The sequence below is a fragment of the bacterium genome, assembly GCA_013360215.1.
GTDB lineage: Bacteria > CLD3 > CLD3 > SB21 > SB21 > JABWCP01.
The window spans coordinates 200,288-224,501 of sequence record JABWCP010000005.1 but is presented as its reverse complement, the minus strand read 5'-3'; the positions used below and the strand labels follow the sequence as shown (position 1 = coordinate 224,501).

Annotated in this window: 21 protein-coding genes; 12 read left to right on the top strand and 9 right to left on the bottom strand. The window is 45.0% G+C overall.

Annotation, left to right across the window (positions count from 1 at the left end):
• Positions 1-181 precede the first annotated feature (181 nt).
• From HUU58_05530 to HUU58_05510, 5 genes are all read left to right on the top strand, one after another.
• Positions 182-967 (top strand): energy transducer TonB, encoded by a 786-nt coding sequence (locus HUU58_05530; protein NUN45125.1) that lies wholly within the window; start codon positions 182-184, stop codon positions 965-967.
• An 84-nt stretch (positions 968-1,051) separates the two neighbouring features.
• Positions 1,052-1,420, top strand: a complete 369-nt coding sequence (locus HUU58_05525; GenBank protein NUN45124.1) for a c-type cytochrome — start codon at positions 1,052-1,054, stop codon at positions 1,418-1,420.
• Between the two features lie 219 nt (positions 1,421-1,639).
• Positions 1,640-2,008 (top strand): cytochrome c, encoded by a 369-nt coding sequence (locus tag HUU58_05520; GenBank protein ID NUN45123.1) that lies wholly within the window; start codon positions 1,640-1,642, stop codon positions 2,006-2,008.
• Positions 2,009-2,217: 209 nt separating this feature from the next.
• Positions 2,218-4,452: a cytochrome b/b6 domain-containing protein gene (locus tag HUU58_05515; protein NUN45122.1), complete on the top strand. Its 2,235-nt coding sequence runs from the start codon at positions 2,218-2,220 to the stop codon at positions 4,450-4,452.
• Positions 4,453-4,464: 12 nt separating this feature from the next.
• Entirely contained in the window at positions 4,465-5,964 is a 1,500-nt protein-coding gene (locus HUU58_05510; protein NUN45121.1) for a NapC/NirT family cytochrome c, read from the top strand.
• Between the two features lie 175 nt (positions 5,965-6,139).
• On the opposite strand, the gene HUU58_05505 is transcribed toward HUU58_05510, so the two are convergent.
• From HUU58_05505 to HUU58_05495, 3 genes are read right to left on the bottom strand one after another with little or no spacing between them, the layout of a single operon-like run.
• Positions 6,140-6,661, bottom strand: a complete 522-nt coding sequence (locus HUU58_05505; GenBank protein NUN45120.1) for a hypothetical protein — start codon at positions 6,659-6,661, stop codon at positions 6,140-6,142.
• Between the two features lie 22 nt (positions 6,662-6,683).
• Positions 6,684-7,268 (bottom strand): hypothetical protein, encoded by a 585-nt coding sequence (locus HUU58_05500; GenBank protein ID NUN45119.1) that lies wholly within the window; start codon positions 7,266-7,268, stop codon positions 6,684-6,686.
• Positions 7,261-7,836: an RNA polymerase sigma factor gene (locus HUU58_05495; protein ID NUN45118.1), complete on the bottom strand. Its 576-nt coding sequence runs from the start codon at positions 7,834-7,836 to the stop codon at positions 7,261-7,263. Before HUU58_05495 ends, HUU58_05500 begins: the two co-directional genes overlap by 8 nt.
• A gap of 265 nt (positions 7,837-8,101) precedes the next feature.
• Between HUU58_05495 and HUU58_05490 the strand changes: the two genes are divergently transcribed.
• The 7 genes from HUU58_05490 to HUU58_05460 all read left to right on the top strand — a co-directional run bounded on the left by HUU58_05490 (position 8,102) and on the right by HUU58_05460 (position 18,414).
• Positions 8,102-8,680: a hypothetical protein gene (locus tag HUU58_05490; GenBank protein ID NUN45117.1), complete on the top strand. Its 579-nt coding sequence runs from the start codon at positions 8,102-8,104 to the stop codon at positions 8,678-8,680.
• Between the two features lie 84 nt (positions 8,681-8,764).
• Positions 8,765-9,811, top strand: a complete 1,047-nt coding sequence (locus HUU58_05485) for a PD40 domain-containing protein (protein NUN45116.1) — start codon at positions 8,765-8,767, stop codon at positions 9,809-9,811.
• 2 nt (positions 9,812-9,813) lie between these two features.
• Complete coding sequence (locus tag HUU58_05480) at positions 9,814-11,076, top strand: M20/M25/M40 family metallo-hydrolase (protein NUN45115.1); 1,263 nt, start codon at positions 9,814-9,816, stop codon at positions 11,074-11,076.
• Between the two features lies 1 nt (position 11,077).
• On the top strand, positions 11,078-13,357 hold the full coding sequence (locus tag HUU58_05475; GenBank protein ID NUN45114.1) for a TonB-dependent receptor: 2,280 nt from the start codon (positions 11,078-11,080) through the stop codon (positions 13,355-13,357).
• Positions 13,358-13,363: 6 nt separating this feature from the next.
• Entirely contained in the window at positions 13,364-13,672 is a 309-nt protein-coding gene (locus tag HUU58_05470) for a helix-hairpin-helix domain-containing protein (protein NUN45113.1), read from the top strand.
• Between the two features lie 17 nt (positions 13,673-13,689).
• On the top strand, positions 13,690-14,817 hold the full coding sequence (locus tag HUU58_05465; GenBank protein ID NUN45112.1) for a PAS domain S-box protein: 1,128 nt from the start codon (positions 13,690-13,692) through the stop codon (positions 14,815-14,817).
• A gap of 174 nt (positions 14,818-14,991) precedes the next feature.
• Positions 14,992-18,414, top strand: a complete 3,423-nt coding sequence (locus tag HUU58_05460; protein ID NUN45111.1) for a hypothetical protein — start codon at positions 14,992-14,994, stop codon at positions 18,412-18,414.
• A 9-nt stretch (positions 18,415-18,423) separates the two neighbouring features.
• On the opposite strand, the gene HUU58_05455 is transcribed toward HUU58_05460, so the two are convergent.
• The 6 genes from HUU58_05455 to HUU58_05430 form a co-directional block, all read right to left on the bottom strand.
• Positions 18,424-18,984 (bottom strand): HDIG domain-containing protein, encoded by a 561-nt coding sequence (locus HUU58_05455; GenBank protein ID NUN45110.1) that lies wholly within the window; start codon positions 18,982-18,984, stop codon positions 18,424-18,426.
• Between the two features lie 21 nt (positions 18,985-19,005).
• Positions 19,006-19,980, bottom strand: a complete 975-nt coding sequence (locus tag HUU58_05450; GenBank protein NUN45109.1) for a threonylcarbamoyl-AMP synthase — start codon at positions 19,978-19,980, stop codon at positions 19,006-19,008.
• On the bottom strand, positions 19,981-21,378 hold the full coding sequence (locus tag HUU58_05445) for an aldo/keto reductase (GenBank protein ID NUN45108.1): 1,398 nt from the start codon (positions 21,376-21,378) through the stop codon (positions 19,981-19,983).
• Between the two features lie 120 nt (positions 21,379-21,498).
• Complete coding sequence (locus HUU58_05440; protein ID NUN45107.1) at positions 21,499-21,960, bottom strand: retropepsin-like domain-containing protein; 462 nt, start codon at positions 21,958-21,960, stop codon at positions 21,499-21,501.
• An 89-nt stretch (positions 21,961-22,049) separates the two neighbouring features.
• Positions 22,050-22,709: a TlpA family protein disulfide reductase gene (locus HUU58_05435; protein NUN45106.1), complete on the bottom strand. Its 660-nt coding sequence runs from the start codon at positions 22,707-22,709 to the stop codon at positions 22,050-22,052.
• 22 nt (positions 22,710-22,731) lie between these two features.
• Positions 22,732-23,970: an aminotransferase class I/II-fold pyridoxal phosphate-dependent enzyme gene (locus HUU58_05430; protein NUN45105.1), complete on the bottom strand. Its 1,239-nt coding sequence runs from the start codon at positions 23,968-23,970 to the stop codon at positions 22,732-22,734.
• Positions 23,971-24,214 lie beyond the last annotated feature (244 nt).

Genomic DNA, 24,214 nt, shown 5'->3' with positions numbered 1-24,214 from the left:
ACCCATGCCGTGTTGTTTTTAATCGTTTCTCTATTTGCCAAAATGTAATTTAGCGGCGAGATAGTTGTAACATCTTTATTATTAAGGCCTATTCTTTGACATAAGTCAAAACAGCTGATGACGTCGGGCATTTTCTCTATGCCTTTTGCGTTTTACCTTGTAGCAGGAGGTGATCGGCTCTATGATGAATGTAAAAGTCATCAATTTGGAAAGTCTTGAAGGATTTGGACTTCACCCGGACTCGGGCCGTAATTTTCTAATCCACATCAGCAGCATCAATCTGTGGAAGGGTCTTTCGATAGCGTTTGTGTTACATGCGGCACTTATTACTTCATACTATGTAAGCGCTGTTCTTCTCAAAGAAGATATATCCATGCGTACGGTTCGTTTTGTGGATGCCAATGAGCTTACAAGCGCGGCACCGCTTGAAAAAACGGCCGAACCAGTCAAGGTGGATGTTCAAATGAACGAAATACCAAAGGTAATAGCGGGAATTCCCATCGTCGTGCCAGATGCGGAAGCTCCCTCGGATGTTACGTTACAAACTCAGGAAGAAATTAAGACCAATATCGCCGCTTCGTCCTTTTCGCTGGGTAATGCCGGCGAAGGCGAAATAAAAGTAGATATTAGTGAATCGCTTCGCGGACTCAATGAAAGTTCCGATGAACCCGGAATGGACGAATTTATCCCGGTCGAACAAGCGCCGATATTATTGGCTAAAGTAATACCCGAATATCCTGAAATTGCTCGTCAGGCCGGTATTGAAGGTAAAGTTTTTTTGAAAGCATTGGTTAACGAAGAAGGAGTCGTTGTCAAAGTTGTTTACATTCAGGGCGATGATATGTTTAAAGAAGCCGCGGTGAATGCTTTGTCGCAGGCGCGTTTCAAACCGGCAATCAATGGTAATCGCCCGGTCAAAGTGTGGATTTCGTATCCATTTATTTTCAGACTTCGCACGACACAATAAAATGAATTATTCTCACTACGCCGCACGGGCGTCGCGTGCATAGGACATGTGTGGCGGATTAATCAATACTTATCAAGGAGTGTTATGAAAAGTATAGTTGCTTTCGCGATCGCTTTTTTTGCAACGATTCTTATGTTGTCTTCCAAGGCTTATGCGCAAGAAGCTAAACCGGCGGACGGTAAAGCGGTATTTCTGTCCTTTAAATGTGAATCATGTCATGCTATCAAATCCATGGCCATCGAAGCTAAAAAAGCCGAAGGCGAAGACGCCGGAGACAACAAAGGTTCCGATCTATCCGGTGTAGGGTTAAAACGAGATGCTGATTTTATAGTAAAATACCTTCAGAAGCTCGAAGCGATCGAAGGTAAAAAACACATGAAAAAATTTAAAGGTACTGAAGAGGAACTTAAAATGTTGGCGTCGTGGCTTGCTGAGTTAAAAACGAAAGAATAATCGGTTACTGTTTCATTATTTGCATACATTTAGCCATCCTATCCGGCTACAGATTCGCTGTAGCCGATTTATTTTTAAGCACTTACGAGATATACCAAAAATTATCAAGATGACGAAAATCATGTTTCTTTACATAATTTTTACATAGTATGACTGTGAACAATGAAACTAATGTATATTTAATTGATAGAAAAACATTTAAGAGGAGTTTGCAATACTATGAAAAAACTCATATTTATCGCCGCTTTTGGTTTATTAGTAATGTTTGTAAATGTAGCGCAAATCAATGCACAAGAGGCCAAACCTGCGGACGGAAAGGCTATTTTTGAAGCCAATAAATGTATGTCGTGCCATGCGGTCAAAAACATAGGTATCGAAGCTAAAAAAGCCGAAGGCGAAGAAGCGGAGGAAAACAAAGCTCCTGATCTTTCCGGCGTCGGTCTTGAAAAAGATGCTGAGTTTATTGCCAAGTATCTTCAAAAACTTGAAGCCATCAACGGCAAAAAACACATGAAAAAGTTCAAAGGTACGGAAGACGAACTGAAGACATTAGCCGCGTGGTTGGTCGAACAGAAAACGAAACAATAACCCGTACAGTTCATATATATGCGATATAAGAATCTGGCCGAACCCGTTTTGGCCAGATTCTTTTTTTTATAAAAAACAGGCCGTTTACTACGTATTGAACTTTACAAATCGGAAAACAGCCTGTACTGGAAAAACAGCTGCCGTTATAAAAAACGGTAGTTTGGTAATCATAAAAATCCATTCTGAAATATAAAGACAGCAGGCATGTTATGGTTTTCTCACGCCGTATTTTAAACACCATTCTTACCGTGATTTTTTTATTCGCTGGCTTTTCGCTCAAGGCTCAGTCCAACGATGATTGTATGGAATGCCACTCCGACGAGTCGCTCAGCAAAAAAAAGGCGGGTAAAAAGATTTCGCTTTTTGTGGATGAAAAAATCCGAGGTAAATCGGCACACGCTAAAGTCAACTGTATCGCGTGCCATACCGGATTTGATCCGGAAGAAATTCCGCACAAAGAAAAAATCACGCCGGTGAATTGTGTTTCCTGCCATAATAAAGAATTAACCAAACATGCATTTCACCCCAATATCATGGCAACCAAAGGTACAGGGTGGAGCGATGATGCCAACTGTAAAACATGTCACGGCACACACGACGTGGCTTCGACAAAAGTACCGGGAAATATTTTTCATAAAGATAATCTGGTCAATGGTTGCGGTTCGTGCCACAAGGATGTAAAAGAAGATTTTATTCATTCCGCTCATGCCGAAGCGCAAAAGCGTGGCGATAAAAATGCGCCGACTTGTATCCAATGTCACTCCAGCAATATTACGCACATCGCAGCGGGCATGGATTCGCTACAACTCAAAGTGGCGCAAGCCAAGGTATGTATGAGTTGTCACGTGGATAATCAGGAAGTTTCATCGAAAACATTGCTCGGTGCGCAGTTTGTTCGCAGTTTTGAAAAAAGCGTACACGGTCAGGCTTTAAAAAATGGAAAAGCGGAGGCGGCCAACTGTGTAGATTGCCACGGCAGTCACACGATGAATAAGGCCATCGTAGATAATTCGCCCGTCAACAAAATGCATATTCCCGAAACATGCGCGAAATGTCATAAAGATATTGCCAATGACTATAATAGCAGTATTCATGGAAATATGTTGCACAAAGGCAGTAAGGATGCGCCGGGTTGTACGGACTGTCACGGTGAACACGATATTTTAAAACACGATGATCCTAAGTCGCCGGTATCGTCTCGCAATGTTTCGCAGCAAGTGTGCGGTACCTGCCATGCATCGGTAAAGCTATCGAAAAAATATGGTATCGCTTCGGATCGTTTTCAAACATTCTCCGATAGTTATCACGGTCTATCGGTACGCGGCGGGGCATTGGAAGTCGTCAACTGCGCAAGTTGTCACGGTGCACATAATATCAAACAAGCTAAAGATTCGACTTCCACGATTTCAAAAGCCAATTTAGTCAAAACGTGCGGCAAGTGTCACCCGGGTGCCGGCGATCGTTTTACAATCGGGTCGGTGCACTCTTCCGAAGAAAAGAAAGCGGATGATCCGTTACTTTGGTATGTGGCTACGATTTATCTGATTTTAATTTTCGTGGTTGTCGGCGGTATGGCTCTGCACAATATCATAGATATCCATCGTAAAGTGCGTCGTAAGCTGGCCATTCAACGCGGAGAACTGCATGAAGAAGAACATCATGGTCGGGGTCTGTATGTTCGCATGACGGCTTCTGAGCGACTTCAGCACGGCACGATGGCTTTGAGTTTCATAATGCTTGTGATTACCGGCTTTATGCTGCGGTATCCCGATGCATGGTGGGTAGTTGGCATCCGTAGCCTTAGCGAATATGCCTTTGAGGCACGCAGTATATTGCACCGCGTTGCAGGTATCGCGATGGTTGTCGTAAGTTTGTACCATCTCTGGTATATCATTTTTACGGTGCGCGGACGCCAGTTGGTCAAAGATCTGTGGTTCTGTAAAAAAGATTGGGCTGATGCTGTCGGTATTCTCAAATATAATCTTGGTATAAGTAAAGACAAACCACGCTTGGGTCGCTTCAGTTATGTCGAAAAGAGCGAATATTGGGCTTTGGTGTGGGGGACGATCGTGATGGCCTTGACCGGTACAATTCTTTGGTTTGAAGTGCAGTCCATTGACATGATCACCAAGTTGGGCTGGGATGTGTCACGTATCATTCACTTCTATGAAGCGATTTTGGCTACACTGGCGATCATCGTATGGCACTTTTACTTTGTCATTTTCAATCCTGACGTATATCCGATGAGTTTAGCTTGGTTAACGGGTAAAATCTCTGAAAAAGAAATGGCTCATGAACATCCGTTGGAACTTGAAGCTATCAAAAAATCAGAAGAAGCTAACCGTCCTCAGGATGAAGTCATTCGCGTTGAGCAGGAAAATGTACCTGATACTAAAACCGACGCTCCGGCCAATGATAATAACACCAATAATACTAAAAACTGACGGAGCCGAACTATGAGACGATTATTTCCTCCGTCACTCTATAATATGGTAAGTATGAGTGGCGCCGCATTGTCGGTTACTAGTTTTGCCGTCTTTATTTTCCTTTTTCTTATCGAATTTACGGCGGATCATAGCAATCCGTACATGGGTATTTTTACTTTCATGGTAGCGCCGGCGTTTCTGATACTCGGTTTATTGATGATTGCATATGGCGCATGGCGCGAAAAGAAACGTATTGCGCGCGGAACACCCTCCGAAGGACATCTACCACACATAGACCTCAATGATCCGCGTCATCGCCGCGCAACCGCCGTGTTTTTTTTCGGAACGATTATTTTGCTCGGTTTATCGGCGTTTGGCAGTATGGAAGTTTTAGAATATTCGGATTCGGTACAGTTTTGTGGTGAAGTTTGCCATAATGTCATGCACCCCGAATATACGGCCTATGCGCATTCACCGCATGCACGCGTCCCATGTGCCGAGTGTCACATAGGCTCCGGTGCGGAATGGTTTGTTAAAGCTAAAATTTCCGGTGCGTATCAGGTATATTCGGTGCTTTTTAATAAATTTTCTAAACCGATACCGACGCCCATTGAGAATCTGCGTCCCGCACAACAAACATGCGAACAGTGCCACTGGCCACGCCATTTTTTCAGTGAAAAGCAACGCGCCCTTACGTATTACGTTTCAGATGAGAACAATACCAAATGGACGCTGAATTTACTTATGCGCATCGGCGGTGGCAATGAACTGTCCGGTAACACCGACGGTATTCACTGGCACATGAATATTGCCAATGAAGTGGACTATGTCTCTACCGATCACAAACGTCAGGAAATTCCATGGGTCCGTATTCGCGATAAAAAAACGGGGAAAGAAACTGTATATCAATCCACGGAGAACAAAATTTCAGAAGCTGAGTTGAAAAACCATGAAACGCGCCGCATGGATTGTATAGATTGCCACAATCGTCCAAGCCATAAATACAACCATCCGGCTAATCAGGTCAATCAATATATGCAGCTCGGTTGGATTGATCCGTCATTGCCGTATGCCAAAAACATTTCTATCAAAGCGTTGGAGATACCTTATACATCTACATCCCGAGCGATGGACAGCATCGCGATTGTGATACGGGATTTTTACAGTCAAAATTATCCTGATATTTCTAAACATCAATCCGCTAAGGTGGATAAAGCGATACAGGAAACGCAAAAAATATACAGTCGTAATTATTTTCCTGAAATGCGTGCTGACTGGCGTGGTTATCCGGATAATATAGGACATATGTATGCCGCAGGATGTTTCCGTTGTCATGACGGCAAACACAAAAGCGATGATGGTAAAGTGATTTCACGGGATTGTAATGTTTGCCACACGTTGCTTGCGCAGAAGTTTGAAAATGACAAACAAGAGGTTTCAATGCAGGGTTTGAATTACCGCCATCCGGTTAATGTGGATAAAGCGTGGCAGGAAATGAGTTGTTACGATTGTCATAACGACAAGAAATAAGTTTTAGATTACAGTTTTATACTTATCCCGATATTTTGCTTTTGGTGTAAAACGGTGAATTGTAGATTGATGTTGTGTTTACATCTACGCTTCGATTTCCTTCAGTTAAGTGTGCGAAGGTAATTTTTGTGTCTCGATATTATCCTGCCAAAATATAAGTTGTGACCTACCTCATTTAATCCAATAAATCGTCCTCGCCCGGCGGTATAAACATGCGCATGTCCTTGTCTTTATGTTTCCGGGCGCGGATATCAAAGATCATTTCCCGCATGCGGATTGGGAAATTCTGTTCGAAAATCACAAATTTTGCTAATTCGGGTTCAGTCAGAGTGCCGCGCAGCTGTTCGACGGTGCGTTGACGTTGATCTACGATTTTACGTTCGACATAACCGAGCTCTTCGATAGCTTTGGTCACTTTATCGCCCTGAATGTCATCCGCCTGAAGCTGTGACATATGAGCGATACGTTTCATAACGGCCTTACGTTCGCGATTGAGGTCGCGGCGCTTATCGAAATATTCGTCATACACTTTGAGAAACTGGTTTTCCTTGTCTTTAGAAAGTGCAAGGGATTCGAGCAGTTTCTTCTTTTTGATTTCGATGATCCGTTCTTTGAACTCAGCGTCTTCCTGCGCGTGCAGAGATACACCTGAAGTCCCGAGAATCAGAGTTACACCAAGGATCGTAAAAAGTTTCATGCGCATACCTATGATTGAATTATTAGATTATAGATGTTTGATCGAGTGTTTTGAGTAATTCTTCTTTGGCGCTTTTATCCCAAACCGTGCCGTCGGCGTTGGTTTCATTGACTGAAAAACGAATAGATTCCAGAGCACTTGAAAAATCATGCCATTCGTCGGCTGTCACCATTGTTTCTTCGACATCTTCGGATGCGATCTGTATATCGGCGCCCGACTCGAACGCGGAGGACGTTTCCATGGATTCGAGTGAAGACGCTAAATCATTCCACACGTCCGGATGCACAGCCGTTGTGTCGTCTGTGTTAAGCGGAACGAGGAAAAAAACAGCCAAAGCGGCTGTCGCTATCGCAGGAATGGCAAGTTTCCAAGAAAAAGAAAAACGGGGTTTACGTTTTTCGGCGATCCTATCCATCAGGTGTACGTTGAAGTTTCGCCAATATCCTTCAGGCGTGACCGGACGAGCCGATTCTAAAGCTTCCGCAACGCGACTGAATTTCTGAAAGGCCTCGTTTTCAGAGGGATCGGAAATTAGGTTTTCGTCAAACCGGCGTCGCGCGTCCGGCGACAATTTGTTTTTGTGGTAAGCTACCCATTCGTCACGCATGGGGTTTTCCTTTTTCAAAATAATGTTTTTCTAAATACGCCTGTACTTTATTCATCGCATGAAAAAAATTGGCTTTGATTGTTCCTTCGGAATTTCCGGTTATTTGTGCAATTTCAGCATGGCTGAGTTCATCATAATAACGCAAAATAAAAACCTTTTTTTGTTTTTCCGATAACTGATCAACGGCTCTTTTGATATGCTTTCGCAGTTCCGTTTTTTCCGTTGTCGCGTCCGGCCCATCTTGTCCGGATGGTAAAATTTCTTCCATCGCATCTACGCTGAAAAACTGACGCAATTTTCTTTTGCGCGTATATGAAATCGAAAGATTGATTGCGATGCGACAAAGCCATGTGTACAAAGAACTTTCGGCGCGAAATGTATGCAAGTGCTGATACGCCTTGATAAATGTTTCCTGAAGCAAGTCATCTGTTTCGTCATGATCATTGGTAAAACCCATGATGATCGCATACAGTCTCTCTCGATACCGATGCACGATGTCGCCGAAAACCTGATCACGTTTCGCGCCTTCGGCTGATTGAAATATTGCTATGATTTCCTGATCCGTCATGCGTCGGTATTCTCTTCTCCTGGTGTTCTATTAGACGGGATCGCTGTACCAAAGTTTAAATGTAATGTAAAGATTTCATACAAAAAATCACAACAAAAGGACTAAAAAAATACCATGATTTTGGTCATAGAATTTAAAAATTTTAATCATATCTCATTGTTTGTAATATATTTGTAAAAGGTGGTTCGTCGCATTGACAAGAGGTGTTCTATGGCTCTATATTGCAAGTGTCACTAAACCTACTACCATTATACAAGGCAATTTTATGAAAAAAACGTTATTACTTAGTCTCATCCTTGCCATAGGAATTATGATATTATCCGGCTGCGATGATGACAAAAAGCCGACAACGGCTACCATCAAAGGAACCGTAACCTTCAAAAATGTAAGCGTATGGAAAGCATCCGGTAGTTTTACCAAAGCTGACGAAGACAGCGGTGAAGTAGAAGTTACGATTTTTGCAGATTCTGTATGGAAAAACGGTCCTGGCGGTCGCGTGCCTTATGGTGCGCCATACAACGCCAATAATCCGGTTGTCTTTACCCGTGTGGCCGGTGACTCGACATATCAATACGAAATTGAAGTTGAACCCGGTACATACTCGGCGTTGGCGGTAGGATTTCGTACCAACCGTGCAGTTTCCTCCGACAAAAAAACCGCAACACTCGGAGTGCATTGGGAAATGCCGGATAGCGTAAGCCACGGTATATACATTGCTCCGGCACCACCCTACTTCCCGGGTTACGATTACCCTGCACCGGCGGCAATTACTGTGGAAGCCGGTGATGAATTGACGCTCAATTTTAAAGCCGATTTTGGTTTTGTAAATAGCTGGTTCCATTAATATAAATATGATTTTTAAAAAAGGCACGATGACTCTTTTGTCGTCACGTGCCTTTTTTCTTTATATGAAACAGGGATGAAAAAAATGAGTGCACTGTTGCGATGGGTTCTTTTGACGGTTACGGGCGTAGTGATGGCGCAAACGCCGTCAACGGAGAAGCATCTTAAAAACCTGCGTCAATTGACGTTTGGCGGAGACAATGCGGAAGCGTATTTTAGTTTTGACGGAAAGAAGTTGACTTTTCAAAGCAATAATCCGGCGTGGGGCATGTCCTGTGATCAGATTTTTATGATGGATATTGCAAGCGCCGATTCTATGTACAAACCAAAACAGTTGAGTACAGGATTAGGTCGTACGACGTGTTCTTATTTTCTTAAAGGCGATACGCGCATTGTCTATGCTTCGACGCATCTTGGCGGAAAGGATTGCCCGCCCCCGCCGCCCTCCCGCAGCGATCGCAAATATCTGTGGCAGATTTTTGATACGTATGACATTTTTGTAGCCGATACCGAGGGGCGTATTTTACAACCATTGACACAAACGCCGGGTTATGATGCCGAAGCGACGGTTTCACCGCAAGGTGATAAGATTGTTTTTACCAGTACGCGTTCCGGAGACCTCGAACTTTGGACTATGAATACCGACGGTTCGCAACTCAAACAAGTCACCCACGATCTTGGTTACGACGGCGGGGCCTTTTTTTCGCCGGACGGGAAAAAACTGGTTTTCCGTGCTTCACGCCCTAAAACTGAAGATGAAATCAAAGAGTACAAAGAGCTTTTGAGTCAAGGTTTGGTTGCACCGACCAATATGGAAATCTATACATGCAATGTGGATGGTTCGGATCTGCGGCAGATCACCCAACTTGGTAAGGCCAACTGGGCGCCGTTTTTTCACCCGTCCGGAAAAAAAATAATTTTTTCATCCAATCATCACTCCCAACGCGGCTATGATTTTCAACTTTATATGATCAATCTCGACGGCAACGGACTGGAGCGCATTACGCACGAAAGCATCTTTAATGCATTTCCCATGTTTTCGCCGGACGGGAAACGCTTGATTTTTTCGTCCAATCGTAATAATAACGGAACACGAGATACTAATTTATTTATCGCCGATTGGGAGGATTGATCATGAAGCGCCGCATTCGTAACAAAATTTTACGTCTCAGTCTCATCGCATCAACTTTGTTTTTTTTGATTAAACCGGTATATGCACAAATCGACGCATCTATCCTGAGACGGCATGTCCAAAAACTCAGCGGTGATGAAATGGAAGGTCGCGGAACCGGCGAACCGGGTGAAGCCGAAGCACGAGGTTACATAGCATCGGAATTTAAGCGCTATGGCTTAACAGCGTACGGCGCCAACAACGGATTTCTTCAAAAGTTTGAATTTCGCCCGCGTAATAGCAGTAATCCCCATGCGGCGATAGATACTACGCAACCTGTACGATCCGCGTATAACGTGATTGCTTATCTGAATAATAGCGCTGAAAATACGATCATTATCGGCGCGCACTACGATCACCTCGGGCTAGGTCGGCAAGGCGGGTCTCTTGATCCCAACCCGGAAGGAAAAATTCACAACGGCGCTGATGATAATGCATCGGGAACGGCAGGGTTGCTTGAATTGGCTCGCTTTTACAGGCAGAACAAAATTAAAGAAAAATATAATTTTTTGTTTATCGCCTTCTCCGGCGAAGAACTTGGTTTATTGGGATCAAAGGCGTTTACGGCCAATCCGAGCATTGATCTCAATAAAGTCCATCTTATGATTAATATGGATATGATCGGACGTTTGGATTCGGCTCGACGTCTCATGATATATGGCACGGGGACAAGCCCGGTATTAGAAAATCTTATTCGTAATACATCGCATGATTTTCAAATCAAAACGGATTCCAGCGGCATTGGGCCCTCGGATCATACCAGTTTTTATTTGAAAAATATTCCCGTACTGCATTTTTTCACAGGATCACATCCGGATTATCACAAACCGAGCGATGACGCCGACAAAGTAAATTATGACGGTCAAAAAGATGTATTGGAGTATATTCAGCGCATTATCGAAAAAGTCGAAGCCATGCCTAAATTGGCCTTTACGGCGACGCGCAATAATTCTACCGCAAGTGATTCGCCCCGGTTTAAAGTAACACTTGGTATTTTACCGGATTACGCGTTTACCGGCGGCATGCGGGTGGATGGTGTCACAGACGGAAAACCGGCGGCTGTAGCAGGTCTAAAAGCCGGTGATGTCATCGTTCAAATCGGAGAGCACGTCGTTTTTGATATCCAAACATACATGCAAGCGTTGTCAAAATTTACAAAAGGCGAAACGACCAGTGTAAAAATAAAACGCGGAGAAGACACGCTGGATATGAAAGTGGTGTTTTGATATGAAATGGTTTCGATGGATAGGTATCATCTTTCTTTTTGGTTGTTCTAGTATATTTGCCGGTAATGGTAACGAGACCGAGAACAAAACGATCGGTGTAATCAGCGGTCGAGTAACAGAAGAAAATTCCGGTGCACCGCTGGCATATGCGAATGTGGCTGTGGCCGGTACTATACTCGGTGCCGTTTCCGATGCGGAGGGTTTTTTTAAAATAATCAAAGTGCCCCAAGGGATCTATACGATCGTCGCAACGTATATCGGATACGAAAAAAAAGCCTTAGATAATGTGAAAGTAAAAACCGGTGAAACGACGCATATAGAGGTACGTTTGGCCGTTTCGGAAATCACATCTGAAGAGATCGTCGTGTCGGCGACACGTAAGGAGACCACAGCCAATTTGGCGCCGGCCAGCGTCGGTGTGATCACCGCCGAAGAGATGCAGAAAAAAAATATTTCGACCTTTGATCAGGCGATTGAGTCTGCGCCCAGTGTACAATTGACCCGCTCTTCGGGATCCAATGTGCAGGCGGTTTCGATTCGCGGCTCATCGGAAGTGGCGGGTGCAGGCGTCGGCAACCGTGTGCTGCTGCTTATAGACGGACGACCTGCGTTGAGCCCGGAATCCGGCGGTGCGTTGTGGAATTTGGTTCCGACCAACTCCATCGAGCGTATTGAAGTAGTCAAAGGCGCTTATTCCTCGCTGTATGGGTCATCGGCAATGGGCGGTGTGATCAATGTTATTACTAAAAATCCGTCACCGGTTGCTGTGACACGGATTCATACCGAAGATGGTTTTTATGAGAAAGCTCCCGGCTGGACCGGTTACGATGCGTATAATGCATTTAACACAATCGAAGTAGCACATAGTCGCCGCGTCGGTAACTTATCGTATCTTATCGAGGCTGGTCACCGCCACAACGACGGCCATCGTCAAAATACAGAATTTGATATGATCAATCTTTACGGTAAAACAGCGTATCATTTTGCTAATAATAAAAATCTGCAACTCGCAATGAATTATAATCATGTGGCTAATGACTATCCGGCCACGTGGCTCAGTTTTTTACAGCCGTATCATGTCGCACCGGCAAAACTGGATAATCGCCAGAAACGGAGCGAATTTAGCACGGACTTATATTATTATTCGATACCGACTTCAGAATTGAAATACTCATCGCGGTTCTATTATTACACGAATAATTCCGAGTACACGTTTTGGAAAGATTCGAGCCGAATGGGTAACGAACGTATCCGCCAGACTTCGATCAATAATCATCGTATCGGTAATGTAACACAGTTTGACTATTATATGTCCGAACGGCACTACATGATTTCAGGTATGGAAATGCAGCTGGATTTTGTGGATGCAAGGCCGGCCAATACATTGTATGGTAAACATACAGCGTATAATGTAGCCGCATATTCTCAAGATGAAATCAAACTCAGCGATCGCCTCACGACGACATTCGGTCTTCGCTATGATTACAACAAAATTGTCGATGGATATGGCGAGGGTAATTTTAGTCCTAAGGTTTCAACCGTATATGAAATTCAAAAAGATTGGTCGGTTCGTGCTTTGGTAGCGCAGGCGTTTCGTAACCCGTCCATCGCCGAACGTTATATCAAATACGAACAGGGTGGCAATTTGCACTTTCATCAGAACCCTAATCTCAAATCGGAAAAACTCTACGCGTCGTTTGAAGTCGGGACCAAATTTAAAATCACAGATTTTACATCGTACGATATTTCGCTATTCTGGAATGAATACAAAAACATGATCGCGTATATTGCCGATACGGCGGTGGCGTATCAAGGATATTACAAAGTCGTCAATCTCAATCGTGCCCGCATGCGCGGCGTCGAAGCGAGCATCCACGTTTTTTACAAACAGTATCTCAATGCTTCGGCGGGATATACATTACTTGATGCGCGGGACATATCCAAAGATGCGGGAACCCGCGATGTCGGTTATACTTCAGGCAATCATGATCTGCCGTACAAAGCCAAACATTCATTCAATTTTAACATAGACGCTGGCTACGAGCCGGTCAGTCTTAATCTCAATGGTCGTTATAACAGCGCCATTCGTGAAGTTTCCATTTATCCCGGGAGCGAACCGGACGCTTTTTTTGTTTTGAATGGCAAACTCTCCGTGGAGTTTGTACCCAAATGTAGCGTGTATATAGCAGTGCAAAACATTACGAATACGCAATACGAAGAGATCGAGCGGTATCGTATGCCCGGACGGAGTTATATGATCGGTTGGTCAATACAGTTTTGATCGGTTATGAAAACACGACACCGTACGAACAGAATATCCGTAATACGTGAATTTATGCAAATCCCAGGCGTGGGCAAAAGTATAGCCCAAGACTTTTGGGATATGGGCTTTCGTTCCGTAGGCGAATTAGCCAAAAAAAATCCGGAAAAACTGTATGAGGACTTTTGTACACGGCGTGGCGAGATCGTAGATCGCTGTATGTTATATGTTTTTCGCTGTGCCGTTTATTATGCATCGCACCCGGACCGGGAACCGGAAAAATTGAAATGGTGGAACTGGAGTGATAAAAAGATTTCTTCCCTCTCAATACATTAACATCGTATATTGCTACGATGAAATCCACAGAGACCTCCCACGATAACGCACGCGTAAAACGTCTCCGTTCGTATCATATCTTGGATACGGAGTCGGAACAACGTTTTGATGATTTGGCACGTTTGGCTTCCCATATCTGCGGGACGCCGGTCGCGATGATCACATTGATAGACAGCGATCGTCAGTGGGTCAAATCATCGATAGGTTTTCCGCCGGTACACGTACCGCGCGACGTAGCATTTTGCTCTCACACGATTCTTGGCGACGAACTATTGATCGTTCGTGATGCGTCCGAAGATAAACGTTTCAAACATCATCCGTTGGTTACCGGCGAGACGCAACTTCGGTTTTATGCCGGCATGCCGTTTTTTTCGTTTGACGGTTTTGCGCTGGGTTCACTATGCGTTTTAGATAATAAGCCGCGCGATCTGAGCGATGCACAAAAAGAGGCTTTACGCGCATTGGCGCACCAGGTAGAAGATCAATTGGAATTACGTCGTCATCTTATGAATATGCAATCGCAGATAAACGAAAAAACGATTGCCGACGAAGAAACACGTCGCCGTGAAATGTACATTCGCAAAATATTAGAAACTTCACGAGACGGTGTTTTAGTAGAAGAAAACGAAAAAGTTGTTTTTATGAATACGGCCTATGCAAGGCTGTTTGGGCGAACGAGCGCAGATGAATTGATGGGTTTGCATCTTTCGGAATTGGCTGCACCGCATGATTTGCCGAGGCTTTTGGAGTATGGTCGTCGCCGCTCATTGGGCGAAGAAGTACCTTCGTTGTATGATTTCCAGATACGTAATAAGAGCGGCGACTTTGTAGATGTTGAAGCGTCGGTATCCGTTTTTACGCATGAAGATAAAAAGTACATCATCACGTTTGCGCGTGATATCATGGAACGTAAACGTCATGAAAAAGAAAGAGAAAAGCTGATTGCCGAATTGCAAGCGGCCTTGGGCGAAGTCAAAACGCTGAGCGGGCTTTTACCGATATGTGCATCGTGTAAAAAAATTCGCGATGATAAAGGCTATTGGAATCAGTTAGAATATTATATTGAAGCGAACACAAAAGCTATGTTGACGCATGGCATCTGTCCCGAGTGTGTACAAAAACTGTATCCGGAAGATGATGCATAGATAATACGTTCTCTCCTCGGTATGCACGCTATAATAAAGCATTCCCTTCAAAGCAATTTGCAAAAAACTATATGCAAAATGTAGTAGCGATACTTATTGGTTTGAATTAAGTTAAGCCGCCTTGGTTTTCATTTAATTACGCAGCATTTCCTTTTACTCATACGGGTTTTATTGATGACCTTTGCTTCCAAAAAACGGAGTTCGGTTTTTGTTTTCTTTTCTGCCGTTGCAGGAATGATGTTCAGTTTGGCGGGTTTACCTGTTTCTGTTTTTAGTCAACAGGCCACGTTCAAGCGTATTTCTATCGAAGAAGGTTTATCGCAAAGCGCCGTCCATTGTCTTTTGCAGGATAAACTGGGGTTCATATGGTTGGGTACTCAAGATGGGCTTAATCGTTATGATGGATACGGTTTTAAAATATTTCGTCATGATCCGCAAGATAGCCTTTCGATTTCAGATAACTGGATTCAGACAATCTATGAAGACCGAAACGGAAAACTATGGATAGGTACGGATGGCGACGGGCTTAACTGTTATGACAGGCAAAGCCAATCATTTGTTCGGTATTCGCCACGAAAAGGTAAACCCGGTTCACTTCCGCACGGTCGAGTATGGGCCATCTCCGAAGATGCGCGCGGCAAATTATGGGTTGGAACGATTGGTGGTGGCCTAGCGATGCTTAATCAAACTACGCATGCCTTCACGATTTATGATACGAGCAATACTTCGCTTGCATCCAATGAAATCATGAGTCTTCGTGCGACGCAGGATGGAAAACTATGGGTCGGTACTTTTGGCGGCGGATTGTATCGTATGGATCCGCAAACCATGCAGATGCAGGTGTATCGCCATGATTCTCGTAATGCGTCATCATTGGCGGATGATCGCATTCGCACTATTATAGAAGATCAATACGGTACGTTGTGGATTGGCACGTATAACGGTTTGAGTATTCTTGATCGCAGCGATCAGGAGCAAGGGCGTTTTCGATCCGTGCAGGATTCGGTCTTGACGTCCAGAGCCGTTTTTGCTTTAACGGAAAATACCGATCAAACGGTATGGGTCGGAACATTTGGCAGCGGTATTCGCACGATTGATCGTACGGGCCGTATTGTGAGTTCGTACAAATACGATGCGAAGGATGCTACAAGTTTAGGTGACAACAGTCTCTATGCGTTTTTTTGTGATCGGTCCGGACGTATGTGGATAGGAACATATAGCGGCGGAGTGAATGTTTTTGATACACGAAAAAAAGATTTTCGTTCGATGCGTCATGACCCTCATAATTCGGCATCCATTTCGGATAACCGTGTTCGTAGTATTTGGAAAGATACGGATGGAACGATGTGGCTCGGAACATTCAAAGGGCTAAATCGTTTAGATTCGCGCACAGGATCTATTTTTGTTTTTACGTCTGAACCGAGCGCAGCATCATCGTTGCCGGAAAACCGTATCCGTATCATTCGCCGTGACACCAAAGGGCGTTTGTGGATAGGGACAAGCGCAGCGGGCTTGGCCGTCATGGACTCATTGACAAATAAGATTACGATATACAAACATGATCCCTCGTCAGAAAATTCTTTACCCAATAATGGTGTCTGGTCCATCGCTGAGGATGCACAAGGTACTATGTGGTTTGGTACGACCGGAGGCGGGTTTTGTCGTTTTGATGAAAAGAAGAAAAATTTTGAGAGAGTTCAACCGGCCTTGGGTGAACCCGGTTATTTTTCCAATGATCCTGTGCTAGCTTTGCATACAGGCCGCGATGGCAAACTTTGGATTGGCACCGCCGGGGGATTAAAATCATTTGCCCCCACGGAGCGCCGGTTTATAGATTTGGATTTCGCGACAAACACACCGCGATCCTCCAGTCACTCACGAAATCGTGTTCGTTCGATCTATGAAGATCATGACGGTGTTTTGTGGGTCGGTACAGATGTCGGTTTGCAAAGATGGGATCCGGATTCGTCCACACTGCGGCTATACAATCACCGGCAAGGTTTGATCAGTGATGTTATATATGGGATCCTTGAAGATACACAACGTCGTCTTTGGCTAAGTACCAATTACGGTATCGCACGATTTGATCCGCAATCGGAGTCATTTCGGAACTATGATATGACCGATGGTTTAGCCAATAATGAATACAATCAGAATGCGTATTTTCGTTCGCACGACGGATGGTTTTACTTCGGAGGAATTAATGGGTTGGATTATTTTCATCCGGACAGCATCAAAGATAATACGGATAAATTTGCCGTCGTGATTACCGGCCTGGAGTTATTCAATCAAACGGTAGAAGTGGGAAAATCGTATAACGGATTTATACTTCCCAAAGCGATATCCGAATTGGAAGAGCTCGTCTTATCCTATCGCGAATCGGTAATCGGATTAAAATTCTCTGCATTGACATTTACGCAACCTGAAAAAAACAGGTACGCTTATAAAATGGAAGGCTTTGACGAAGATTGGAATTATATCGACGCCGGGCGTCGTATCGCAACGTACACCAATCTGGATCCCGGTACGTACCGATTCCAAGTGCGCGCAACTAACCACGATGGAATATGGAATGAAAATACATGTGTCCTGACTATTCGTATCACACCGCCCTGGTGGCAATCATGGTGGGCTTATGCGGTTTATACGGGTTTGGTTGTGTTAAGCCTAATGCTTTTTGTTCGCATACGCATTCAAAATGAACGCAAACGTCATGAACTGGAAAAGGCACGTGAACTGGCCAAGATCAATCAGGAACTAAATGATACGATCGTGCGGCTTCGGGACACGCAGGCGCAACTTGTACAATCTGAAAAAATGGCTTCGCTCGGTCAAATGACAGCCGGCATCGCACATGAAATCAATAATCCGTTAACCTTCGTTTACGGTAACTTTGAAGGGTTGAAAGACAGTGTTGAAAAAATGCGTCGCCGGTATGCTGCAGGTGGTGATACGCTCGAATCTACAGCGCTTCCTTCTCCGTCCGAAACCCACGGATGGATGCATGAACTATTGGAGCAAATAAACAATGGTATTACCGGTTCGCGCCGCATCCGTGATATTGTCGAAAACCTTCGAAAGTTTGCCCGTATCGGCGAAAGCGGTTACAAAGAAACGGATATCAATGCGGATTTACTCCGCATTATTGATTTGTTTGTCAAGCAACACAATGACATTCGCATTGATACCTCACTGGGCGAAGATTGTATTGCTCATGTTAACGCCTCTGAAATGAATCAGGTGTTTTTTAATGTATTGACCAATGCGGTGCAGGCGATACGGGAAGCTGAAACGCAGGCGGTGATTCGCTCTGGTTCCGGTGTTATTTCCGTACAAACGACATCGGCTCTGGCGCACGATCAGGCGTGGATATCTATCGTCATCACGGATAACGGTGTCGGTATCGCACCCGATGATCTTAAGAAAATATTTGACCCGTTTTTTACGACGCGCCCGGTAGGTCAGGGGAGGGGATTAGGTTTATCGGAGGCATACGGTATCGTCCACAAACATGGCGGACATATTGATGTGTCATCGGAGACTGGAAAAGGCACAACCATGCGCACTGTTTTACCAAAGGGTCATCACCCCGTTTAATAATATCCGCTATAATCCCAACGAATCCGCATTATCTTGCATGGCTTTAATAACAAAAGCGATATGTTCATCCAGATCTATGCCGAGTGCGGCCGCTCCGTTGATAATATCATCGCGATTGACTTTGGCCGCAAAGGCCTTGTCTTTCATTTTCTTTCGAACGGATTTTACCTCGACTTCTTTTACCGACTTTGTGGGACGAACATACGCAACGGCGGTTATGAAACCGGCCAATTCATCACAAGCAAAGAGAGTTTTTTCCAGCAAAGAGTCGCGCGAAACACCGGTGTAATCCGCGTGGGACATGATCGCACGACGCACATCGTCCGGGTAACCTTTGTCTTTGAGTATTTCGTTTCCTTTGTAGGGATGTCCGTTCGGTGCAACCGGATCCGGGAACATCTCATAATCAAAATCATGCAACAGCGCCGTGACACTCCACAACTCAACATCTTCGCCAAATTTTACTGCATAAGCCCGAACCGCACATTCTACGGCTAAAGCATGTTTACGAAGGCTTTCGCCTTTGGTGTACTCGCACAAAAGCGCCCAAGCTGCTTCCCGATGCATGATTTATCTCCGTCGTATAATTTATTTTTTACTCGCTGCTTTTTTCAGGCGATTCATCACGGCATGGCCGATCCCTTTTTCTTCCAATGCTTCACACACAATACGATCTACTTTTCCGTCTAATTTTCGCAATGCAGCGAAAACATGCCGCGCAGCGCGTGTCGGTGTGTTACCGATATAAATCACAGTGGCATTGGGTATATGCAAACCGCGACGCATGGTCATGATACCAAGTCGAAGATGCGCGTTGCGTTTAGCATAGGCTTCGATTTTTTCTGGTGTGATGATTTGTACAGGTGTATCCGGTGCATAATGACGGTACTTCATACCCGGTGAACGTACGCTGGTATGCCGACGGTGGTGTGACAAACGGGCATGACCGCACACACGACGTATATCCTCAATCGTGATATGGCCCGGGCGGAGTATGACCGGAATTTTTCCGGTGACATCTACGACTGTAGATTCGATACCGACGCGGGAAACGCCTCCTTCGATGACGGCCTCAATGCGCCCGTCAAGATCATGAAGTACATGTTCGGATTGCGTAGGGCTTGGTCGCCCGGAGCGATTGGACGACGGCGCGGCGAGGGGTACGCCGGATAAGCGAATGATCCTTCGTGTCAAAGCAAGTCCCGGTAAACGTACAGCGACCGTGGATAAACCGGCGGTTACGGTCAAGGGTAATGCACCATTGTGCCGAAGTACAAGTGTAAGCGGTCCTGGCCAAAAATGACGCATGAGCAACCGCGCGTGTTCCGGGATCGTGTCCACCAAAGTACTGAGCATCCGGCGATCGGCGATGTGTACGATCAATGGATTATCGGAAGGCCTTCCCTTCGCTTTGAAAATACGTCGAACAGCCTTGGCGTCCATCGCATTGGCTGCGAGACCATACACCGTCTCCGTGGGCAGTGCGACCAAACCGCCTTTCTGTAGGATGCGCGCGGCTTTACGGATATTTGCATCCGTAGGCTTGAGCTTGAGCGTTTTCATTTAGCGAATGGATTGATCAAAGTGTTCTAAAATATATTTGGCATCCACCGCAGGCAAATTCAGTGCGGCCATGGCATCTTTGACGTACGATTCGGTGCGCATCCCGTTGAGTACACAAGAGACGCCGTGCGTTTGTATGAGCAGCGACAATGCCATTTGGCTCAACGACGCATCACTTGACGGATAACCGGAATCCATGAGCCTTTGACGGACGCGATCGGAAACTTTCTGATCGCTGTAGGCGACATACTTTTCGACGCGATCCAATGCGAGATTGACGGCTTTGACAAAATTTTCCTGCCAAGCATTCCAAACGATACTATCGTTGTAGAGTGCACTTTGATCGCGGAGCCATTGCGTAACCGTCGGTACGATGTAGCGGTCTATCACCGTATTCCAATGTTCTTTGGATGGAAGATCATCGGCGATATACAGCAAATAAGAAACAAGGCCCTGCTCTTCATCGCCAAACGGGGTACCGTTGAAGCGCAGTTTAAATTCGTTTTCAAGATTAATCAGGGGCTGCATTTCGTCGCGAAGCGTGGAAATATCCGGTTTATTTTGTCCGGGAGTCACATAGTCGGCGATTCGAATAAGTCGGTTATCATAAAAAGCGTTCAGAGGACGATTGATTAAAACACCGATGTTGTGTTTGATACAAAATTCCAACGGCGTCAAACCGTTTTGCGTGGGATAGATGGCGCCCCCTGCTTCATACGGATTCATCGGCATTTGTACCACACGAAAATGATGATGGGGTGAAACTTCTTCTGCCATCGCCCAGCAGCGCGATACGTCCGTGCGGGCGCGATCTTGCGCATGATAACCGAAATTATTGGAGCTTATGCCGTAGTATCGGATACGTCCCAGGGCAACCTGCGACTCCAGGTATTCGAAAGCTCTGCGCACACGACGATAAAACGCTTCATGTACCGTGTCGTCAAGCGGACCGAAATTGGATTGATGATTGATAAAATATTCCGGGTTGTGCAGGAGATAGATGTCCATGTAATCACATTGCAGGCGTTGGAGAGAGAGGGCAATCTGTGTTTCCAAAAACTCAGGATGAATGCAGTGCCAGAGATTATCCTGCACTTTGATGACTTCCGGAAAATCATGCTTTTGCGCCAAAGCAAGATTCTGCCCTTGAATGTATCCGCCTTTGGAAACTACGATCATTTTGCTGCGATTGATATCGCTGAGGATTTTTCCGATCAATGTCTCCGAAGCGCCATCGCCATAATTGGCGCTGGTGTCAATAAGATTGCCGCCGTGCTGGATATACGAACGCAACGCGCGTTCATGCGCCGGATTGTCCTCGTTTATCCGATAGCTGCCGAAACCTAAAGGATGGCAAGTATATCCTGTATTACCAAGAGGTCTGTAAAGTGAAGTCATGGGTAAATGTATGGGGTGATATGTTTGATGACATAGCCTACAAACATCATGATACGTTTAGCTTCAAGGAATTCAATCAGTCGAAGTATATCGAAAAAAAACGGTAAATCGAAGGCTATATCATTCGATATAAAAGTTGTTCTGAATAAAAATTCTATCTGAAGAGTAATCTATAAAACATTTAGTTTTCTTAAAAAATCCAAAACCCAGAATACCATGAAAATCAGCTTCTAAACCGTTAGTTATCAAGGATTGTTTTATTGTCGTAAAATCCATCGAAAGGAAATCGGTAAATTGAAGATGTTTGCCGTTGATTTCTAGTGTAAGGTTATCAATGGTGAATACATCCAGCGTGAGTCCGCCGGCACCGCCGCCTTTTTCACCGGTCGGTGTCGGGTTGAGCCCGATTTCTTTTGCGAATTCTAAGTCAAGTAAATTAGCAGAGGCGCCCGTATCAAGCAGAATGTTGGTTTGAAAACCATTCGCAACAGTAACTTTGATAATAGGGTGTCCGGCGCCATTGTAAGAAAAAGGAATACTTAAGTATCCTTCATGGATAAATGCTTCTTCAATGGTTTTCATTGTTTTATTCCAATGAGTTTTTGACAGAATAGCTTCTCTATTTTCAAATTTGATCTGTTCTTAGAAGAAGATTTTATAACGTGAGATTTTTATTCAGTCAGCAGCGGCCGAATGATTTTTTCCAGATTTCCTGTAGAGCCGAATTGGATATGGCGGAGGATGCCTTTTTTATCAATGACAATACTGGAGGGTGTCCCGCTGAGATTGTAGAGATCAAATGTTTCGGGAACCAGTGTGCGTTCATTTAAGTACTTCAATATGGATTCGCGGATACGTCCTTGTTCCCCGTAGCTGAGGCGGTCAAAATTGGTGATATCGCGTTCGATGATGCGTTCGATTTGTGAAACCGTATCTAAGCGTGAACCTTCACTCAGGCGATCCATTGCGACGGGAATCGGAATCGTGTAACGCAGTTTGTTATCGGTTGCCCAGTCATGTTCTTTCAAGACGCGTGCCGTTTCACCGACCAATTCACCGGTCTGTAAAAGTTTTTGAAGATTGTCTTTGGTATTGATGTCAAAATCCTCAAACGCCGTTGCCAGACCGATCACGGTAAGCGGTTCGTTTTTATGTTTAGCTGCGATTTCCAAGATTTCGGGTAAACCGTAGAGAAAACAGCCCGGGCAATTGACCTGAAATACTTCGATAATTACGACACGCCTTCGTAATTCGGAAAGCGGGGTTGCTGTACCCTGTATCCATTCGGAAATGCGCAATTCGGGGGCCGCAAGACCGGGTTTGATGGTCATACTATTTTTATCCATAAACCGGTCAGACTAATTTTTCTAAGATACGACGCAATCGCGGCAACGCCTCTTCGATATCTTTCATGGAAACGGCGCCAACCGACAGGCGAAACCATCCCGTATCATGCTGATATCCGAAAGCTTTAAACGGTACCACACCGATTTGTGATTCGAATAAAAGGTACTGGCGGATTTCTTCGCTATTGGTGAATACGGTTCCGTCCGGTTTTTTGCGGCCAAGAAAATTGAATTGTACCGAAAGATAAATTGCGCCCATGGGTACGATCGTTTTGATGGGTAAACCGTCCTTGGCCATTGCGGAAAGGCCTTCGTATAAAGCGTTGAGCCGATCCTGCACGCCTACTTTCATGACACTGTGGTATTTGACGATTTCTTCTTTATTGTTGAGAAGTTCAGCGGTGGCCATTTGTTCCGCACGTGGTGCCCACGCGCCGACGTGGCCGAGTATGGCGGACATACGTTCGATAATATCCGGAGGACCGACGCACCATCCGACACGCACACCGGTAGCGGCAAACGCTTTGGAAACCGCATCCACCATCACTGTGTAGGGAGCGATCTCCGGGCGAAGGTGTACGGGGTTGAAGTGCTCTGTTTTACCGAAAGTCAACATCCAATACACCTGATCATACATCAGATACAAAGCGTCTTCGATGGTACGGCGTTTATTTTCTTCAAGGATCATGTCGCAGATGGCCTCAAGTTCCTGACGTGAAAACGCCGTGCCGGACGGATTGAGCGGTGAATTGAGGCATATCAGGCGTGCATCGTGCAAATGCGGTTTCAGCAAATCCACCGTCGGTAAAAACGCATGCTCTTCATGACAATGTACCGGAACGCCCTGTGCACCGAGCATTTGAACGAAATTATTGTTATTCCATGTCGGAACAGGGTAAACGACTTTGTCGCCCGGGTCCACGATCGCACGGAAAAGGCTGTAGATCAATGGTCGCGCACCGCTGGCTACGAGAACAGACTTAACCGGATATTCTACATCAAGCCATGTTTTATAAAAACCGACGATTGCGTTGCGAAGTTCGAGCATACCGTCCGAAGGAGGATAGTTGGTTTGTCCTTGGGCATAATGCCGGCGAATGGCGTCTTCCATAAACTGAGGAATACGAAATTCCGCCGGACTGAAATCGCCGACGGTGAGATTTCCGATTTTTTGCCCTTTGGCCACCATAGCACGAATGTCGGAAGCGATCTTGAGAATCTCCGATCCGAGAAGGCCTTTGGCCATTTCTGAAAAACGATTGTGTTGACCCGTCGTAAAATAAGGTTCGATTGTCACTGTGAGCACTCCTTTTTAAGCCGCGGCAAAATATATAAATAGGCGTTGAAATGCTATCATAAAAAACGCCTTATTACGAGATAATATATCACGTGACGCATCACGGGGGTATGTCGGAAGTCATGCGGGATAATAATGAGATGGAGGTGTAGTGTGCCGGCATGACAGTCAATATTCAAGATATTTTATTTGC